General features: G+C 65.8%; 19 protein-coding genes. 5 read left to right on the top strand and 14 right to left on the bottom strand.

What is annotated here, in order from left to right; all coding sequences use genetic code 11:
* Positions 1-19: 19 nt before the first annotated feature.
* The 11 genes from QGN31_RS17075 to QGN31_RS17025 form a co-directional block, all read right to left on the bottom strand.
* Complete coding sequence (locus QGN31_RS17075) at positions 20-1,204, bottom strand: amidohydrolase family protein (protein WP_009956491.1); 1,185 nt, start codon at positions 1,202-1,204, stop codon at positions 20-22.
* A 65-nt stretch (positions 1,205-1,269) separates the two neighbouring features.
* Positions 1,270-2,028, bottom strand: a complete 759-nt coding sequence (locus tag QGN31_RS17070; protein WP_014941653.1) for an SDR family NAD(P)-dependent oxidoreductase — start codon at positions 2,026-2,028, stop codon at positions 1,270-1,272.
* Complete coding sequence (locus tag QGN31_RS17065; RefSeq protein ID WP_009956488.1) at positions 2,025-2,630, bottom strand: SDR family oxidoreductase; 606 nt, start codon at positions 2,628-2,630, stop codon at positions 2,025-2,027. Before QGN31_RS17065 ends, QGN31_RS17070 begins: the two co-directional genes overlap by 4 nt.
* Position 2,631: 1 nt before the next feature.
* Positions 2,632-3,036, bottom strand: a complete 405-nt coding sequence (locus tag QGN31_RS17060) for a hypothetical protein (RefSeq protein ID WP_009956486.1) — start codon at positions 3,034-3,036, stop codon at positions 2,632-2,634.
* 34 nt (positions 3,037-3,070) lie between these two features.
* Entirely contained in the window at positions 3,071-3,730 is a 660-nt protein-coding gene (locus tag QGN31_RS17055) for a hypothetical protein (RefSeq protein WP_009956485.1), read from the bottom strand.
* Between the two features lie 366 nt (positions 3,731-4,096).
* Positions 4,097-5,560, bottom strand: coding sequence for a class I adenylate-forming enzyme family protein (locus QGN31_RS17050; RefSeq protein ID WP_014384326.1), 1,464 nt, complete (start codon positions 5,558-5,560; stop codon positions 4,097-4,099).
* Positions 5,557-6,357, bottom strand: a complete 801-nt coding sequence (locus QGN31_RS17045; RefSeq protein WP_009956482.1) for an enoyl-CoA hydratase/isomerase family protein — start codon at positions 6,355-6,357, stop codon at positions 5,557-5,559. Before QGN31_RS17045 ends, QGN31_RS17050 begins: the two co-directional genes overlap by 4 nt.
* Positions 6,354-7,169, bottom strand: a complete 816-nt coding sequence (locus QGN31_RS17040; protein ID WP_014941654.1) for an enoyl-CoA hydratase/isomerase family protein — start codon at positions 7,167-7,169, stop codon at positions 6,354-6,356. The genes QGN31_RS17045 and QGN31_RS17040 overlap by 4 nt, the downstream gene beginning before the upstream one ends.
* Positions 7,166-8,413, bottom strand: a complete 1,248-nt coding sequence (locus QGN31_RS17035) for an acyl-CoA dehydrogenase family protein (protein ID WP_014384327.1) — start codon at positions 8,411-8,413, stop codon at positions 7,166-7,168. The genes QGN31_RS17040 and QGN31_RS17035 overlap by 4 nt, the downstream gene beginning before the upstream one ends.
* Before the next feature lie 13 nt (positions 8,414-8,426).
* Positions 8,427-9,233, bottom strand: a complete 807-nt coding sequence (locus tag QGN31_RS17030) for an enoyl-CoA hydratase/isomerase family protein (protein ID WP_014941655.1) — start codon at positions 9,231-9,233, stop codon at positions 8,427-8,429.
* A 4-nt stretch (positions 9,234-9,237) separates the two neighbouring features.
* Complete coding sequence (locus QGN31_RS17025) at positions 9,238-10,488, bottom strand: hypothetical protein (RefSeq protein WP_014941656.1); 1,251 nt, start codon at positions 10,486-10,488, stop codon at positions 9,238-9,240.
* A 92-nt stretch (positions 10,489-10,580) separates the two neighbouring features.
* Here QGN31_RS17025 and QGN31_RS17020 point away from each other — a divergent pair, with 92 nt between their 5' ends.
* Complete coding sequence (locus tag QGN31_RS17020; protein ID WP_014384328.1) at positions 10,581-11,414, top strand: enoyl-CoA hydratase/isomerase family protein; 834 nt, start codon at positions 10,581-10,583, stop codon at positions 11,412-11,414.
* A 9-nt stretch (positions 11,415-11,423) separates the two neighbouring features.
* On the opposite strand, the gene QGN31_RS17015 is transcribed toward QGN31_RS17020, so the two are convergent.
* On the bottom strand, positions 11,424-12,290 hold the full coding sequence (locus tag QGN31_RS17015; RefSeq protein ID WP_014384329.1) for an SDR family NAD(P)-dependent oxidoreductase: 867 nt from the start codon (positions 12,288-12,290) through the stop codon (positions 11,424-11,426).
* Positions 12,291-12,406: 116 nt separating this feature from the next.
* On the opposite strand from QGN31_RS17015, the gene QGN31_RS17010 reads away from it, so the two are divergent.
* A complete protein-coding gene (locus tag QGN31_RS17010; RefSeq protein WP_014941657.1) occupies positions 12,407-13,930 on the top strand; it encodes a class I adenylate-forming enzyme family protein in 1,524 nt (507 codons plus the stop codon).
* Positions 13,931-13,948: 18 nt separating this feature from the next.
* On the opposite strand, the gene QGN31_RS17005 is transcribed toward QGN31_RS17010, so the two are convergent.
* Both QGN31_RS17005 and QGN31_RS17000 read right to left on the bottom strand, forming a co-directional pair.
* Complete coding sequence (locus tag QGN31_RS17005) at positions 13,949-14,353, bottom strand: Zn-ribbon domain-containing OB-fold protein (RefSeq protein WP_023879882.1); 405 nt, start codon at positions 14,351-14,353, stop codon at positions 13,949-13,951.
* Between the two features lie 2 nt (positions 14,354-14,355).
* Positions 14,356-15,498 carry an acetyl-CoA acetyltransferase gene (locus QGN31_RS17000; protein WP_009956472.1) on the bottom strand — a complete coding sequence of 381 codons (1,143 nt, stop codon included), beginning with the start codon at positions 15,496-15,498 and terminating at the stop codon, positions 14,356-14,358.
* An 89-nt stretch (positions 15,499-15,587) separates the two neighbouring features.
* Here QGN31_RS17000 and QGN31_RS16995 point away from each other — a divergent pair, with 89 nt between their 5' ends.
* Genes QGN31_RS16995 through QGN31_RS16985 form a run of 3 tightly spaced genes read left to right on the top strand, consistent with a single transcriptional unit; the run spans position 15,588 to position 18,630 of the window.
* Positions 15,588-16,376, top strand: a complete 789-nt coding sequence (locus tag QGN31_RS16995; protein WP_179960064.1) for an HpcH/HpaI aldolase family protein — start codon at positions 15,588-15,590, stop codon at positions 16,374-16,376.
* Between the two features lie 42 nt (positions 16,377-16,418).
* Positions 16,419-17,534 carry a TauD/TfdA family dioxygenase gene (locus QGN31_RS16990; protein ID WP_014941661.1) on the top strand — a complete coding sequence of 372 codons (1,116 nt, stop codon included), beginning with the start codon at positions 16,419-16,421 and terminating at the stop codon, positions 17,532-17,534.
* Between the two features lie 16 nt (positions 17,535-17,550).
* Complete coding sequence (locus QGN31_RS16985; protein WP_009976171.1) at positions 17,551-18,630, top strand: hydroxyacid dehydrogenase; 1,080 nt, start codon at positions 17,551-17,553, stop codon at positions 18,628-18,630.
* Position 18,631 lies beyond the last annotated feature (1 nt).

Below are 18,631 nucleotides of genomic sequence, written 5' to 3'. Positions count from 1 at the left end.
AGCACTTCATCGGGCCCGGCTAGACGCCGATGAGCTCCTTGAGGTTGCCGCCCATCACTCGTGCCCTGGTGTCCTCCGGAAGATCCTCGAGTTCCTTGACGAAATCCGCGGGCTCGGCCAGCCCCTCGGGGTGCGGGTAGTCCGAGCCGAACATCACCCGATCCGCACCCAGGATGTCGACGAGGTGCGACATGTCCTCCTCGTGGAACGGATTGATCCACACGTGTCTGCGGAAGACATCGCAGGGATGCTCGCTGAAGTCGTATGGCCTCTTGCGGTATACGCGGTCGAACACGTCCAACAGGCGGTGTGCCCACGAGCCGCCGTTCTCGACCACGCCGATGCGTACCCCGGGGAAGCGCTCGAACACCCCGTGCGCGATGAACGCCGCAAGAGTGTCGAAGATGTTTCGGCTCTCCTCGTAGATGAAACCACGCAGCTTGCTCAGCGCGAATCCGTTGAACTCCGTGGCTTCCTCCCAGTCGTCGACGTAGCGCTCATAGCCGGAGTCCGAGTTGTGCATCTGCACCGAGATACCCGAATTCTCGACCAGTCGCCAGAAATCGTCGAACTCCGGCAGCGCCGGTGACCGCGACGTGCCGTCCTCGCGCGGAACGGGTGCCGGCCGGATCAATACCGTCCGGGCGCCATTGTTCAGGCACCATTCGAGTTCCTGCACGCCCAGCGCGGGATCGTTCAGCGAGATCGCAGGAACGGGGAAGATCCGGTCCTGGTAGTTGAATGTCCAGTCGTCGAGTAACCACCGATTGAACGCATGCGTGACCGCGTGGGTGAGCTCGGTGTCGGATTTGGTCCGTTCTTCGAGCATGCCCGCTGTCGTCGGGAACATCACGGCGCCGTAGACGCCCTGCCGGTCCATCAGCGCCAGGCGTAGGTCGGGCCGCCTGAACTCATCGGGGCAGCGGATCGGTTCGGCGAGCTCCCGCAACGTCTTGCCCTCTGGGTTTATGCCCCGGAAGTAATCGGACCAGGCGCCGGGTGTGGGGATCACCTCGTATGTCGGGTTGGGGATGCACTCCGTGACCGTGCCCAAGATCTGCAACTTCTTGCGCCCGTTGACGTCGATGAATTTCAGCGCCTCGGAGTATTTCTCCGGCAGATATCGCGTGTAGGCGTCGATCGTCTCGTACATGTGGTTGTCGGCGTCCCAGACCTCAAACGCTTTGTCGTCGCTCACCAGCACCTCCAGCAGGCGTGAGAATATTGATTCTCAATCATAGCGAACGTTGGTATCTGCAGCGAACGGGCTCAGAGGTTCATGAAATGGCCGCCATCGACACCGAGGGTTTGCCCGGTGACGTAGCGAGCGGCGGGACCGATAAGGTATGCCACGGCTGAGCCGATATCGATTTCGGGGTCTCCGATGCGTCCCAGCGGGATTCGGCGTGCCAGCCTTTCCTCCATCGCCGGCTCGGCGCTTATCGCCAAGGTCATCGCGGGTGAATATGCCAGCGGTGAAACAACATTCACCGTGATGCCGTGAGGGGCCCATTCCCGCGCGAGGCTCTTGGCGAAACCGCGCAACGCGCCCTTCATTGTGGCGTAGAGCGGCAGGGTCGCGCTGCCTTCGCTGCCGGCGGGCGAGGTCATGACGAGGAAGGTGCCGCCCCGCTTCTTCAACGCGGGAAATGCTGAAACGGCGCAGAAGTGCGCTCCACGAAGTGACACCGAGTAGTGGTCGCCCCAAACGGAACGATCGACATCAGCCAGTTGGTGCGGCTGGCTCGAGGCGTTGCTCGTGGCGTTGTGCACCACGGCATCGAGCCGCCCGGTGGTCGCCAGGGACAGCTGTATCGCGCCCGCCACTGCGTCACCGTCGGTCACATCGCATCGTGCCCACGTCGCATCGTGGCCCCGCGCGGTGATTTCCTCGGCGACGGCCAACCCGGTCTCGGACCGGGTGGCGACGACGACGTGCGCCCCGGCCGAGGCGAGAGCCATGGCGATGCCGCGGCCAACCCCGGCGCCCGAACCAGTCACCAGCGCGGTGAGACCGTGCAGGCTCATGGCAGCATCACCGCCCCTCCGTCGGCGACGATCGTCTCGCCGACGAGGTGATCGATATCCGGCCGCAAGAGGAATTTCACCGCCTCGACGACGGTGTGGAGAAGCGTCGAATCGTCGTGGACCACAGCCGCGGTGAGGTGCGCGGTAAAAGAGTCCATCTCGGGCGTGAACAGTCGCAGAGGGGCCGCGACCAGGTTGACGGACACGTCTTCGCGCTTCCATTGCCGCGCAGCGGATTTCGCCATCGCGCGGATGCCTTCCACTGCGGTGGTGTACGCCACCAGTCGGGCCGCGCCCGCCATGCCGATTGTCGGCACGACAACGACGATTCGTCCCCCGTGCGGTGCTAACGCGGACCGTGCCCGCTGGAGCGCAGCGAGGGCGGGCCACATCATCCCGTCGACGATGTGATCCCATTCCTCGCCACTGAGGCCGGCCGCGTCGGACGGCCGCGGGGCCGGATCGGTACCGACGACTACGACCGCTCCGGTGATGCCCGATGCCAGCCCACGTCCGGGTACCGCGACGATGCCGTCGAGTCCGTCTGCCAGCTCGCGCGCCAGACCGTCGGCCGCGCCCAAGACGACTGTGGACGACGCCACGTCATCGACTCGGCTGGCGCGCTAGGCGGTCATCGTGAATTTTCACCAACTCCCTGAACCCGATACGTACGTACCGGGGTTTGGGTTGGATGCCCCAGTCGTCGCGGGCGGTGTGCTGGCCGGCCGCTTCGGGTGCTCCCCCGAACGGGGGCCCACCGAGTGGATAGGGCTGTTGGCACTGGAGACTGTCGTCGGAGAAGCGCACCTTCATGAGCTCACTGCAGATCTCGGTCAGCGATAGCGTCGGCCAGCCGTACCAGACCGCCATCACAGGTACGGTCAACGAGCCCTCGATGACCAGCCCGAACAGGCAGACGTACAGCCCGCGTTTGAGCCATTTGTGCATTCGCGCCCACGTCGGGGTGGTTCCGACCGGCAACGGCTCGACCGAATCCTCGGTCCCCACACTGGAATTAGACACGGCGGTCCCTCCTTCGGTGCTAGTCGGAAAAGATCTCTCGGTTGACGGTGTGCAGGTACGGGATCGCGAGGAACGGCGTCACGTAGAAGATGTTGAATGCCCACCACCCGAGAACCGGTAGCCCGACTGCCGTATAGCGGACGTCGGCGTACATCGTCATGTTGAGGATGTAGCCGGTCCACACGATCACTCCGAACCAGCACGTCACGATCGTCCACTGGTGGCCCCAGCGTCTCATTTGGAGCAGCCCGATGGCGGCGGCGATGCGCATGGGAAAGGCGATCAGCACGCAGACCATGACCCAGGCCTTCTCGCCTGGCGCAGCGGCTCCGCCGATCCAGAGTTCGTTGTAGTGCCAGAAGTAGCCGGCGTCGATGAGGTTGCCCCATGCGGTGAAGACCGTGCGGGTGATCAGGGCGTGGTTGGCGAATAAATCGAGCGCCCAGCCGATGCTGTTGAGCGCGGCGTCGAGGATGATGACGTATCCGATGAGCGTGACCATCATTGGCCGAACCGACAGCCCGTCGCGCTGCGCCTTTCTCAACAGATAGATCCCTCGGCAAAATATGGGCAGGCCGACGATGCCGAGGACGAGGGTGCCCATGAGCGCGGTGCCGGCGATGCACCATCGATCCGCGCGCCGTTGCATCTCACGCGTTTGTGCCTCGTGCTCGTCCATGGCGGTCGATCGGGTTGGACTCGTCATTGATCACCAATCCCTCGTGAGATACATCTGGAGCTGGATCGCGAACATCGCGATCAGCACTCCGTAGATGAAGACCTGGAACGCGATCAATCCACGTTTGCGTCGTCGATCCTGCTCGTCCACTGTGTCTCCTGCGTCTATCAGAAGGTGCCGATGTTGGCCAGCATCCAGTAGAAGAATGCGACAAGGCCACACATCACTGCCCAGGTCACAGCCAGTCTTACCAGTTCCTGCCACATGAGACCCTCCTAGCGGGGTGACGACTTGCCACCAAACGTTAACATCACTCTCAGAAATGAGAACAATCGTTTTCGTCGCGTAGGCGTTGGAGGGAAAGGGTCACACGTCCGCGAGCGCAGCGAGGTCGCGTTTGACCACCTTGCCGACATCGTTGCGGGGCAGCTGTTCGACGAACACGATGCGTACCGGAACCCGGTAGGGCGTCAGACGCTCTCGACACCACGACACGAGGCCGGCCTCGGAGACCGACTCATCGCCTCTGACGACGAACGCCCACGGCACCTCCCCGAGCCGCTCGTCCGGAACGCCGACGACGGCGGCTTCGCGCACCCCGTCGGCGGCCAGCAAGACGTCCTCTACCGTGCCGGGAAACACTTTGAGGCCACCACGATTGATCATGTCCGATACTCGGCCGTCGAGCCACAGAAAGCCGTCGTCGTCGAACCACCCGAGGTCGCCGGTGTGGAACCAGCCGTCGTCGGTCAGCCGGTCCAGGAAGGCTGGATCGATCTTCCGGGCGGCCGTCGTGGGCGTGCGGACCATCACCTCGTCGTCGGCGATTGTGACGTCGATGCCGGGCAGCGGCCTGCCGACCGAACCCAGTTTGGTCTCGCCCCACTCCCGGGCGTCGGCGGCCGACCAGCCCACCACCTCGCCCCCGAGTTCGGTCTGGCCGTAGGAGTTCAGCACGATCACCCCGAACTTGTCGCGGAACCGGCGCGCCTGCACGGGCGACAGGGGAGCGGTGATCGACCGCACGATCTTCAGTGGCGAGAGGTCGGCCAGCGAGTCGTCGTGCAGAACCATGGTCAGCGCCGGGGGCGGCAGCACCGTGGATCGCAGCTGGTGGCGCCGGACCAGCGCGGCGAAATCCGTCGGTGAGAACCGGTCCATCAGCACGACGCCCGAACCGGCCCGGAACGCGAACAGCACCTGGTAGATGCCGGCCCACAGCGACAACGACAAGGGCACCAGGTTCGGCATGGGGGGCCTCTTCGGTGGGGCCGACGCATTTTCCAAGCCAGGTTTCGTGCCGCGAAGTTTGGCCAGCAGCCGGTCGATCAGATCGAGCACCGTGCTGTGACGAAGCGGCACCGGCTTCGGCGGTCCCGTGGTGCCGGAAGTGAACTGCAGCAGCGCGACGTCGTCGTCGTAGCACGGCTCGCCGGCCGGATGGCCTGACGACGCGACCCTGGTCCACGACAGCGCCTCGCCGGTGATTACGGGCAGGTGATGAGTCGAGAAACGTTGTGCGAGTGCGGGGGTCGTGATGATGGCAACGGGGCGCAGCGTTTCCAGCTGGGCGAGGATCTCGGGATCGGCCGCCCTGGGGTTTAGCGGTGTGTACACGCCGCCGGCGTGCCACGTGCCGAACAGCGCGGCGATGGTGGTGGCGTCGTTGGGCAGCATCGCGGCGACGACCTGTCCCGTCGCCAGCCCGGACTCGGCGAGCAGCTTGCCGAGTCGCTGGGCACTGGCCGACAGCTCGTCACGGGATACCTCGGCGCCGACCGTGTGCACCGCGACGTCGGGTAGACCGTCCAGCAGCGTTGCGAGGTTCACGAATCAGCCTCCAGGGGAGCCCAGTTCGGAGTTCGCTTGTCCGCGAAGGCCAGAGGGCCCTCGTTCTGGTCCGGATGGCCCCACATCGATGTCAGGTGTTTCGCACCTTCGCGGCACGCATCGGTGAGGCCGTATTCGAGCGCGCCCCATAGTGCCCGTTTGGTGGCGCGCATCGCCGAGGGCGAATTCTTGGCGATCTTCTCGGCGAGCTCCTGGGCGGCGTCACGCAGCTTGTCGGGCGGGTCGATCACCTGGCTGATCATGCCGAGTTCGTAGGCGCGCTGGGCGGTGAGCCGTTCGTGACTGCCGACGAGTGCCATCCGTAACACCGCTTCGGCGGGCATCTTTCGCATCAGTGCGATGGTCTCCAGCGCGCTGACCTGACCGATCGAGACGTGGGGGTCGACGAAGGTCGCATCCGACGACGCGATGACGATGTCGGCGTCAGCCACCCAGTGCAGCCCGCCGCCCGCGCACACCCCATTGACGGCAGTGATGACCGGCTTCTCGACATTGCAGTGCCAGGCGCTCAGCTTCAGATCCAGTGTGCGCATGGTCTCCTGGAATTGCAGCACGGCCTCGCCGTCGAGGTCCTCGACATCGGCGCCCACCTGAAACGCCCGGCCGTTCCCGGTGTGCACGATGACGCGGACGTCGGGATCGGCGTTCAATTCCGCCCACGCCCTGGGAAATTCCTCGCGCATCACGGCGTCGTAGGCATTGAGACGGTCAGGGCGGTCGTTGATGATCCATCCGACGGGACCCCGTCGTTCAACGATGAGTCTGTGGTATGTCATGGAACCTCCGCTACGTCGGGCAGCGGTTGCCACTGCGGCGCACGCTTCTCGCGCCACGCCCGGACACCCTCGGCATGATCGGGGTGATTGCGGAGCCGCCAGATCTCCTCGGCGGCGTCGCTGCGCGCCTGCGTCATTCCGACTTCCAAACTGTGCCAGAGCGCCTTCTTCGTGGTGCGTATCGCGGTCGGCGAATTCGCGGCGATCGCGGCCGCGAGACGTCCCGCCGCCGCGCGGAGCTGATCGGCCGGCACCACCTCGGACACAATGCCCAACTGGTAGGCACGCTGCGCCGAGATGCGTTCACCCTTGCCGCTCAGTGTCATTCGCAGAACGGCCTCCATCGGCGACTTGCGCAGCAGCGTGATCGCCTCGTACGCGACGGCCTGCCCGATGGAGACGTGGGGGTCGGTGAAGGACGCCTGCTCGGCGGCGATGACGATGTCGGCGTCTGCGACCAGATGCAGGCCCCCTCCCGCGCACACCCCGTTGACCGCGGCGATCACCGGTTTCCACACGTCGCAGTGCCAGGACGAGATCTTCAGCTCGGCATCCCTGGTTCGGCGGGAGTGTCGTCGCATGGCCGCCTTGTCCCGCGCGACCTGGACCACGTCCATCCCGGTACAGAACGCCCTGCCGTTGGCGGCGTTGACGATCACCTTGACGTCCGGATCGGTATCGAGGTCGGCCCAGGCGGCCTCGAGCTCGTCGAGCATCAGCGCGTCGAAGGCGTTGCCCGCCTCGGGCCTGTCGAGGATCAACCAGCCGATCCCGTCGGCCTTGGACACGATCAAGCGTTCATAGGCGCTCACGAACGGGGAATGTCCTTCCAGGGCTTGCCCTTCCAGGGGTCCGGCTCCTTCGGCAAGCCGAGCACGCGTTCGCCGAGGATGTTCTTGTTGATGTCGGTGGTGCCGCCCTCGGTGCCGTTGGCGAGGCTGCGCATCATGCCCTGCACATCCCGCGGCAGAGCGTCCGGATCGTCGTGGGCAGGCCAGGCGATCGCATCCGTGCCCAGCAGATCGACCATGAGGTCCTGGATCTGCTGATTGATGGTGGCCTGGTGCACCTTGCCGATCGACGAGGCCGCGCCGGGGGACTGGCCGGCCGAAAGCGCTGCGCGCACGCGCTCATTGGTCCAGCCGCGTACCCGCTCTTGCGCCCACAAGCGCATCACCTTGTTCCTGATCACGGGATCTGCCCAGCGTCCGGTCTCCCTGGCGAGGATGATCAGTCGTTCGGCGCTCGACCCGCCGAGGCGGCCCATCCCACCCGAGCCCGAACCCGACACCATCTGTCGCTCGCTGGACAGCGTCGACGCACTCACGCGCCAGCCGTCGTTGACGGCGCCGACGCGGTGGACGTCGGGCACCCGCGCTCCGTCGAGGAAGACCTCGTTGAATTCGGCCTCGCCGGTGATCTGGCGAAGCGGTCGCACCTCGACGCCCGGCTGGTGCATGTCGAGCAGGAAGTACGTGATGCCCTTGTGCTTGGGCTGTTCGGGATCCGTCCGCGCCAACAGGATCGCAAAATCCGCCTGATCGGCCCACGTGGTCCACACCTTCTGACCGGAGATCACCCAGGAATCACCGTCGCGCACTGCGCGGGTGGCCAACGACGCGAGGTCGGAGCCAGCGCCAGGCTCGCTGAAGAGCTGGCACCACTTCTCCTCGTTGCGCACGATCGGCGGCAGGAAGCGCAGCCGCTGATCCTCGGTACCGTGGCTGAACAATGCTGCCGCCGCATTGTTGAGCCCCAAGGGATTCAGACGCGTCAGGCGAAGCGGGCGGAGCACCTCGTCGATCGCGCGCGCGACTTCGTTGCCAACACCCAGGCCGCCGTGTTCACGCGCCCACGTGGGTACGACTAGGCCGGATTCGGCGAAGGTCGGATACCACTGTTGGTAATCCGCAGGGCTGCGGACCGCCCGCAGGGTCGCGGGGTCCTTGGCCGCGGCCGAGCGCCAGGCGGCCGGAACCTCGGCCTCGATCCACTGCCGCACCGCCGCGACCGCATCGTCGACCGGCGTGTCAGGGCGGATCGGTAGTTGCGTCATGATCTCAACCTCTTCAGCGGCCCTTGAATGCTGCACCGCGTTTGTCGCGGAAGGCCGCCAAGCCTTCCTTGAAATCCTCACTACGACTCGACAATTCGAGTGCCAATGCCTCGTTCTGGAGATGGCGGTCAAGGTCGAGGCCGTTGGCGCTGTGCAGCAACCACTTGGTGAGTCCGAGCGAAACCGTGGGCGCTTCACCCAGTTCTCTGACGAGTTGTTCGGCCACCGAGGGCAATTCGTCGGATGCGCAGGCGCCGTGGATGATGCCCCACTCGGCGGCGCACGTTCCGTCGATTTCCCGGCCGAGCATCAGCAGCTGTCGGGTGCGTACCAATCCGATGAGTCGTGGCAGTAACCAGGCTGCGCCGCTGTCGGGGGTGAAGCCGCGCGCCATGAACGGCTCCCAGAACCGGGCGTCGTCGGCGGCGACGCAGAAGTCTGATGCCAGCGCGATGTGGAAGCCCAGGCCGATCGCCCAACCTCGGACCACGGCGACAATGGGCACCTGCGTCTGAAGCATCAACGGAATCAGCCGATTTGCCTTGTTCGGTAGGCGGCGCTGCGTGCTGCCCACGCGTGGTTTCCGTTCGGATTTTGCGTTGTTGGCGATCAGGTCCGCGCCCGCGCAGAAATCCGGTCCGGTGGCGTCGATCCTGATGACCCGCACCGATTCGTCGGTGCCGGCATCGACCAGATCACCGATCATCGCGTCCAGCATCGCGTCGTTGACGGCATTACGGCGTTCGGCGCGGTCGAGGGTCAGCCGCAGGGTCGGGCCCTGCTGTTCGGCCAGAAGGCCGGGAACACTGCGGTAACTCATGTGCTCAGCGCTCGGCGAACTGTTCCGTTACGGCGGTCAGCAATTCGCCGAGGTTCGTCGCGCCGCCCGGCGGGTCGGGCAGGCGCACGGGCCCTCGGTCGCGGCTGGGCAGCAGGATGGTCGCGTGTCCCGGCGCGGTGATCTGGCCGCGGTGGTTGGTCGCCGCGAGTTCGAGGTCGACGGCGGGGCGTTCACCGTCGGCGAGGTACTTGCGGACGACGGTACCGGTGACGGTGTGGACGTCGCCGACGTAATTGAACAGACGAAACTCGCAATCGAGCTTCCACAGCCAGGCGTCATCACCCATCCAGTCCGTGCACAAGTGGATCAACCACGTCTCGCGCATGCGCCCGTAGTCGAACGTGGTGGGATTGCCCGCGTTGCGCGCGGCGTCGGGCTCCCAGTGCACGCGTTGCTGGGCATCGGGGACGCCGTACTCGTTGGGCGTGTAGAAGCGGGGGATGCGCTGCCGGTTCCGCCACGCCAGTCTCAACGGACGCACACCGTACATGCCCATACCCATGCCGACGTGCCAGCAGACCATGTCGGTGACCGTCAGCGGGCCCTTTGTCAGCGACCCCAAATCGTCGCCTTCGTCGACGTCTTCCCACCACCGCGGCTCGGCGCCGCGCGGGCTTTCGCGCCCGTAGCGTTCGTCGAGCTCGGCGATCTCGTCAGCGGTCCACGTCTTGAGTTGGACGGCTTTGTATTTCTTCCGGCCCCGCGCCTTGCTGCGCTCGGTGCGAATCATGTTGCGGTACTGGCCGCCCAAGATCGTGCCCTCGTCGTCGCGGAACACCTGGGCGGACCATTCGTGGATGGCGCGGCCGGCAAACTCACTGCTCTTGTCGAGCGCGGCCACCAGGGCATTGCGCCTGAAGACGCGGTGGTTGGCGCGCAGCGGCGCCCACCATTCCCGAGCAGATGAGGCGTAGAAGGCATGCACCCCGCGCAGTGGATCGCCCTTGGTCAGTGCGCGGTCCTCGTCCGAGAGTGTCGTGACTTCGTCCTCCCCGATCAGCGTGTCGCCGCCGACGAGGGCCGGTGGGGCCACAGACTCTCCCCATACAGACTTCGCGGCGTATTCGGGATCGGCCCACAGCGGGTTGGCGTCACCGTAGCTTTCGGCGACGTGACGAAACGTGTCCTCGTTGGGGCGGTAGTAGTGCGGTGGCTGCGTGTGCGGGACGGCAATGCCGATGGTAGCCCGCAACCTGGCCAATCCCTCGTCGGTGATCCGCCCCGTCTGCCCCATCGGATTGCCTCCTCGTTGTGGCGGCCCGTGTCGTCGCCCGGACAAGGTGGAAATTAAGATACCCGAAAAACGGAAACGCCGTTAACGCAGGGGTGAACGAGATGTCAGAACAAGCATCCGGAATCGTGTGTGCGATCGGCGCCGACGGCGTCGCGCGGGTGACAATAGATCGCCAGGAAACGGGAAACTCGTTGTCTCCGTTGGCGCGTGACGAACTAACCGAAGCCTTCGTACGGGCCAATGACAACCCCGCCGTCCGCGCGGTGCTGTTGAGCGCCAGCGGCACCCGGCACTTCTGCGCCGGGGCCGGCCTCGCACCGCAACCGGCGGGCGCCGGGGCCGCCGTCGAGCCGGTGCAAAAGCGTCCGGGTGACATCGCGCGGATGCTTCAGCAGGGCTGGCAGCGGCTGGTCGCGTCCATTCTCGACTGTGACAAGCCGGTGGTCGCGGCGGTCAAGGGCACGGCCGCCGGGGCGGGCGCGAGCTTGGTTCTGGCTTCCGATCTCGTCGTGATGTCAACGGAGGCAAAGCTTGTCGAGGCGTTTGTGCATCGTGGAATCCTGCCGGATTCCGGCGCCATCCACCTCCTGACGAGGATCGTCGGCCTGCGCAAGGCGACCGAATTACTGATGCTCGGTGAGCCGGTCGACGCGGCCGCCTGCGAAAGGCTGGGACTGGTCAATCGGGTGACCGCGCCGGACGACACCGACGCGGTCGCCGAGGAACTCGCCGGACGGTTGGCCGCGGGCCCGACGGTGATGCTGACGCTGACCAAGCGGCTGCTGTCGGTGTCGTCGGAGTCGGATCGGCACCGCGCATTCGAGCAGGAGGCCTGGGCGCAGGAGGTGGTGTCGCGCACGGCGGACCTGCAAGAAGGCCTGGTGTCGTTCGCCGAACGCCGGAAGCCCAAGTTCCTCGGCCGCTGACCTTCCGCGTCAGCCCGCGATGGGTCCGCCCCGAATGGTGAACGCGGCGCTGTCGTCGATCTCGTCGATAGACGACGCCACCGACTCCGCGGTCAGCGCCGTGTCCTCGATTCCCTTGGTGACACCGATGAACACGCGTGACACTTTGCCCGCGCCCACCGAGTAGATGTGCGCGGTGCGGTCGCACGACCGATGACACAGATAGACCACGACGGGCGTGACGAGCTCGGGATGCATGGCCTTGCCGGCGTCACCCATGATGTTTTCCGTCATCCGGGTCCGCGCTATCGGGGCGATGGCGTTGACGGCGATGCCGTTGCGGGCGCCCTCGATCGCGAGAACGTGCATCATGCCGACCAGGCCCATCTTGGCGGCGCCGTAGTTGGCTTGACCGAAATTTCCGAAAAGGCCGGTGCCCGAGGTCGTCTGAACGATTCGGCCGTAATTCTGCGCCCGCATGATCGGCCACACCGCCCGCGTGACGTTGAATGCGCCGGAGAGGTGCACGGCAATGACGGTGTCGACCTGCTCGGCGGTCATGTTCTTGAACGCCGCGTCGCGCAGAATCCCCGCGTTGTTCACCAGCACATCGACCTGCCCGAAGGCCTCCAGCGCGGCGGCCACGATCGCCGCACCGCCCTCCTCGGTGGCCACCGAGTCACCGTTGGCGATCGCCGTACCCCCGGCCGCGGTGATCTCGTCGACCACGGCCTGGGCCGCCGATATCGACGCCCCGTCGCCGTCCACCGAACTGCCCAGGTCGTTGACCACGACCCGGGCGCCGCGGCGGGCGAGCTCGAGTGCATGGCAGCGACCCAGTCCGCCGCCGGCCCCCGTGACGATGGCTACCTGGTTGTCGAAAGTCATTGAATGCATGGGTGAGAGGTTACATTTACCTAACCGAGAACAACCATTTGCATCTGAGGCGTCGGAGGAGGCTCATGACTGGCCCGGCTGAGTTGCTACGACATGCGCGCCGCAGAGCCGAAGAATTGCGGCCCCGCTACCGAGCGGCCGGTTTCTGGACGGCGGAGCCGATCGACCTGGTGGGACCCACCGCGGCGCGGCACCCTGCCCGGGTTGCCGTCGCGGATCGCGGCGCCGAACTGACCTACGGCGAACTGGACAAGCGCATCGACTCGGCCGCCCGAGCGATGGTCGACGCCGGCCTTGCTCCGGGTGGCGCAATCGTCGCGGTAGTCGGTAACGACGTGGACTCGGTGGTGTCGGTCCACGCGGCGCTGCGGGTGGACGCGGTGGTTCTGCTCGTGCCGCGCAGTGCCGGGGCGACGCAGATCGCCGACATCCTCACCCGCACCGGTGCACGATTCGGCGTAGCGCCGAACTGGGCGACGATCGCCGACGCGGAGCTGTCCGGTCTCTGCGATTGGATCGAACTCGGTGACGATGGCCGAACGGGTACCACCCGGCCGCCGCGGCCGGTGCGGTCAGCCGATGAGCCGTGCTTTGTGCTTTACACCTCGGGCACAACCGCTCGGCCCAAGGGCGTGATTCATTCGCTGAGCACGCTGGCCAAGGCTTCGGCGAATTACATTGCGGCGGCGGGCCTGGGTTCCGACGACCGCATCTTCTTGATCAGCCCGCTCGCGTCGGTCACCGGGGTGTTGCAGGCGCTGTTCATCGGTCCGATGCTGGCGGCTCCAGTGATTCTGGAAGATCGCTGGGACCCGGCGGCGACCTGCGACCTCCTGGTCAGCTCGGGTGCGACGTGGTACGGGGGCCCGGACCGGTTGCTCGACCGGATGCTCGACCAGGCCGTGGCGCGCGGCGCCGTCGTCCCGTTACGCGCGGTGTATCTGGGCGGCACGATGCTGGACCGGCGGATCGTCGAACGCATCGAAGACGAGTTCGGCATCGTTGTGATGCGCGCCTATGGATCCTCGGAGACCCCGGTCAGCACGTCCGGTCTGCGGACCGAACCCCGAGACATCCGCCATGCCGACGACGGTGTGGCGCTCGGCGACGTCGACGTGCGCGTCGGATCCGAGTCCGAACCCACCGAGTGCTGCATCAAGGGTCCGCACACGTTTCTCGGTTACACCGACGCCGAGGACGACGAATACGCGTTCGAGGGGGAGTGGTTCCGAACCGGTGATGTGGCGGAGGTGGTCGGCGGCCGGGTTCGGATCGTCGGCCGGATCAAGGACATCGTGATTCGTAACGGGCTGAAGATCCCGGCCGCCGAAGTGGAGGAAGCGGTCTCGAGGATCGGTGGGATACGCGAATGCGCCGCTTATTCCGTTTCCGATCCCACCACCGGTGAGCGATTGGCTATGGCGGTCGTGCTCGAACCCGGCGTCGAGATCTCGCTCGCCGAGATCGCCCGGACCCTGGGCGCGGAGGGATTGCCGAAATACAAACTGCCCGAAGAACTTGTCTTCTGGGACGAGCCGCTGCCCGTCAACGCCAACGGCAAAGTCGACCGCTCCAAACTCGAAGCGCGGTCGGTCGGGCGGCAGCGGCTGCTCGCCGACCGTCTCGCCACTACCGGATGAGAGATCCCGCCGCCGAACCTAGTCGGCAGCGGGACGGAAGACCGGGACGACGAATCCGTCTTCGTCGTCGCGGAAGGCGATCACCAATTGCATGTCGGCGCGCAAATCTTCGACGCGGCAATTCTCCACGACCGTCATCAGCCGCGGTCCCTCCTCGAGGTCGACCATCGCCAGCACGTACGGCATGCGCACGTCGAAAGGTGCGGCGTTTTGGTGGATGACGCTCCACGTGTAGAGCCGCGCGCGACCGGTTGCCGGCGCCAACTCGACGTCCTCAGCCCAACAATGCGGACAGAACGGCCTGGCGTACAACGATTTGCGACCGCAGGACCGGCAGGCATTCACCAACAGCCGCCGGTCCTGCGTGGCTGACCACCACGCCTGACCATCGGCGTCGATCGTGGGGCGATCAGGAGCCGTCATCGCTACCTTCCGAGAATCATTGTGGCGCTGTGGGTGAAAAAGCCCCCCATCGCGTGGACGCATGCCAACCTGGCGTCGGCGACCTGACGCGCTCCGCATTCACCGCGCAACTGCCGCACCGCCTCCACCATGAGGAACATTCCTCGCATACCCGGGTGACACGACGCCAGGCCCCCGCCATCGGTGTTGGTCGGCAGCGAGCCGCCCGGGCGAAGCGCTCCGGACTCTATGAAGGGGCCGCCTTCTCCCTTGGCGCAGAAGCCGAGGTCCTCCACGGTCAGCAGGACGGTGGACGTGAAGGAGTCGTAGAGCTGACACACATCGATGTCGGCCGGGCTGACCCCCGCCCGCGCGAACGCGAGTGGCCCCGAGCGCGCCGCCGGCGACGTCGTGAAATCGGGCCACTGGCCCATGCTGACGTGCGACGCCGCGTCGGCCGTGCCAAGAATCCACACCGGATCCTTCGCGCAATCTCTGGCGACGCGCTCGCTGGCGAGCACGACGGCACCGCCACCGTCGGTGCGCAGGCACACATGCTTGGAGGTGAACGGGTCCGCCAGTAGCGGCGCGGCTGCGACGTCGGCAACGGTGATGCGGTCTCGCTCGAATGCGTTGTCGTTCATGGCTGCCCACTCGTGGGCCGCGACGGCGACTTCGGCCAGTTGGTCGACGGTGGTGCCGAATTGGATCATGTGGCGCCGGGCTGCCATGGCGTACTTGGCGATGAGGGTCGCGCCGTAGGGGGCCTCGTACTGCAGGGCACCGCCGGTTGCCATCGCGGCAGCCGACGCGCGCAGCTGTCGCTTGACGTCGGAGCGTGCGGTCGATCCGTAGGTCAACAGAGCGACCTCGATTTCGCCGGCCGCGATCGCGGCGGCGGCATGGCCGGCCATCACTTCCCAGGAGGATCCGCCGACATTGGTCGCATCGACCCAGGTAGGCCGCAGGCCGAGGTACTCGCTGACTTCCACGGGGGGAAGCAATGTTCCGTGCCCGCCGAAACCGTCGATGTCCTCCTTCGTGAGCCCCGCATCGGCGACCGCCCGCCGCGAGGACTGGGCCATCAGCGCCATGGCGGTCTTGTCGGGCACCCGGCCGCAGTCGGACAAGGCTGCGCCGACGATGGCGACGCGGTTCGATGACATAGCTCATGGTTATCACATCGACGTGGCGTCCGATAACGACCGTTGACAATATTGTGGAAACGTTATTCTCGGTCGGCTACCGTGAGCCTATGACGACGGCGCTGCGGGACGCCTTGCGGGCAGAGACGCTGGTGTTGTGCCTCGCGCTGCTCCACGCGCGCACGCCCGACGTTCCGGCGATCGCTGCGGCGTGTGGATACGACGCGGTATACGTCGATCTCGAACACACATCGACGTCCCTGGATACCGCGCAGATGCTGTGCGCGAGCGCGCTCGGCGCGGGGATCTCCGGCCTGGTGCGGGTGCCGTCTAACGATCCCAGTGTCATCGCCCGCGTCCTGGACGCCGGCGCGGTGGGAGTTATTGTGCCACATATAAATTCGAAACAAGAGGTCGAAGGAGTCGTGCAGGCCGCACGATTTCCACCGATCGGCAACCGGTCCATTTCGGGTCCCAACGCGGTCAGCGGATACGCACCGCGAACAGCGCCCCAATTGGTGGAGCTGCTCGAACGGCGCACGGTCGTGGCCGTGATGATCGAGACCCCGGAAGCCGTCGAGGCAGCCGACTCCATCGCGGCCGTCGACGGTGTCGACATGATTCTCATCGGACCGAGCGATCTGACCGCCGAAATGGGCATCCATGGACAGTATGAGAATGAGCATTTCCACAGTGCAGTAGAATCGGTCGCGGCGGCTTGTCGTAGTCACGGCGTGGCGCTCGGTATCGCCGGAATAAAGTCGGTTGACCTGCTGAATCGATTCGTGGGATTGGGATTGCGATTCATCTCGGCGGGGACCGATGTCGGGATGATGACCGAGGCGGCCTCAGCCCGTGCGCAAGCGCTTCGCGGACTGCAGAGCCACCGCGACGACTGACATCGACAACCGAAAGCGACGCCCACACACCAGGAGGACCGGATGCCGACAGCCATCTACACCGAACGCGTCACCGACCCAATGGCGTGGACCGGCGCGGACTTCACGAGCAAGGAAGACTTCGCCTTCGACCTGTCCGCCCGCAATGTGGCTGCGCTGGAATCGATCCTGGCCAAGACGGCGAACAAGGACCGCGATGACATCACGCCACAGGATGCTCGGCACCCCGACCTCGACGACGATCTGGCGCGACTCTACCACGATCTGATGTTCGGCAAGGGTCTGGCCTGCGTGCGCGGCTTCCCGGTCGAGCAGCATTCGATTGAGGACCTCGAGCGCATCTACTGGGCGTTCTGCACGCACCTCGGCTATCTGGTGTCGAACAACTCCTTTGGTCACCGCATGGTGCGCGTTCAGGAAGAGATCCTGCCGGGCGGCGTGCAGCCCGCTCGCGGCACGAAGTCTCGTGCCGAACTCGCGATGCACAACGACGCCGCCGACATCCTGTCGCTGCTGTGCGTCTACCCGGCGGCCCAAGGCGGCGAAAGCCAGTTCGCCAGCGGCCCGGCCGCGCACAATCGGATCCTGGCCGAACGCCCCGACCTGCTCGACGTGCTCTACGAGGGCTTTCCGCACCACCGACGCAGCGAACAACCCGATGACCAGCCCGATGTCACGCCCTACAACGTCCCGGTCTTCTCCCAGATCAACGGGCGAATCTGCATCAACTTCACCTACAGCAGCATCCTGCCGGCCATGAAGACGCTCGGGCGTGAATTCACCCCGAAGCAAGAGGAGGCCATCGAACTGCTGCGCAACATACTCGTCGACCAACAGGTCGAATTCCGTTTGGAGTCCGGGGAAGCGGCCGTGGCGAACAACTTCGCGATGTGCCACTCCCGGTCGGACTTTGTCAGCAGCGACGACCCCAAGAAGGCCCGCTGCTTCCTGCGCGCCTGGATGGAGGTCCCGCGCGAAGATCGTCGGCTGCCGATCGGTCGCGAGTACTTCCACATGGAAAACAAGGATCTGCGGCTCGGGTACGACGTGGTGCCCGGGCGCGACGGCGCGATCGCGCGCAACGACTACCGCAACGTCGACACGGCGCTGGCCGACATGTTCAAGGCGGCACAGGCCAAACCCAAGGCACGGCCATGAAAGGCGCACGACAAAGATGACCGGCGCGCTACGACCGCGGTTGGTCGTCGAGCGGTGGACTGACCCCGCCGCGGCGGACGTCCTGGAACTGTCCGGCATCGACATCGTCAAACTCGATCTGACCGCACCCGCCGAATCAGGCTGGGCGGCATTGGAGTCCGCGCACGGCTACCAAGTCGCCACGCGAACCGATGTTGCCTCCGTGGCCGACGGCGCACAGTGGCTGGCCGGTGAGGCATTGATCGCGCGCTGCCCGTGCCTGCTGGCCGTCTGCTCGGCAGGAGCCGGATATGACGTCATCGATGTCGATGCCTGCACCCGCGCGGGGATAGCGGTGTGTAACAACTCTGGGCCGGGAGCGGAGGCGGTGGCCGAGCACGCCCTGGGATTCATGCTCGACCTCGCCAAGAAGATCACCGTCTCCGACCGCGCGCTACGGAGCGGTCCGCTTCGCGATCGGCTGGCCCTGCGGGGAACTCAGCTGTTCGGCAAGACGCTCGGTGTCGTCGGGCTCGGTGCCATCGGGGGCCGCCTCGTCGAGTTGTGTGCGCCGTTCGGCATGGAGGTGCTGGTCTTCGATCCATACCTCGACGAGACGACCGCGCGGTCTCGCGGTGTGCAGCAAGTGACGCTCGCCGAGCTCGTCGAACGTTCGGACTTCGTGCAGGTTACGTGCCCTCTGACGAGCGAGACGCGCGGACTCATCGGCAGAACGCAATTCGCCGCGATGAAGCCGACCGCCTTCTTCATCACCACGGCGCGCGGGCCTGTCCATGACGAGGCGGCGCTGCTCGACGCGCTCGTCAGCGGCGGAATCGCCGGCGCGGGCCTCGATGTGTTCCACGAGGAGCCGCCCCGGCAGGACAACCCGCTGCTGCAACTCGACAACGTCGTTGCGACGCCGCACACAGCGGGCATCACGGTGGAGGCCGCGCGGGACATCGCCGTCGCCACCGCGACTCAGTGGCAGACGATCTTCGAAGGCCGCATGCCGCCTCGCTTGTTAAACCCGCAAGTCTGGCCTCGCTATTGCGAACGATTCCACGACATCCTTGGTGTTCACCCGACCGCGCGCGTCCCCGCGGCGGCGGAGTGAA

This window comes from Mycobacterium sp. 2-64, assembly GCF_035918375.1.
GTDB lineage: Bacteria > Actinomycetota > Actinomycetes > Mycobacteriales > Mycobacteriaceae > Mycobacterium > Mycobacterium intracellulare.
Note: the sequence above shows the minus strand (reverse complement) of the source record. Positions and strands in the feature narration are given on the sequence as shown.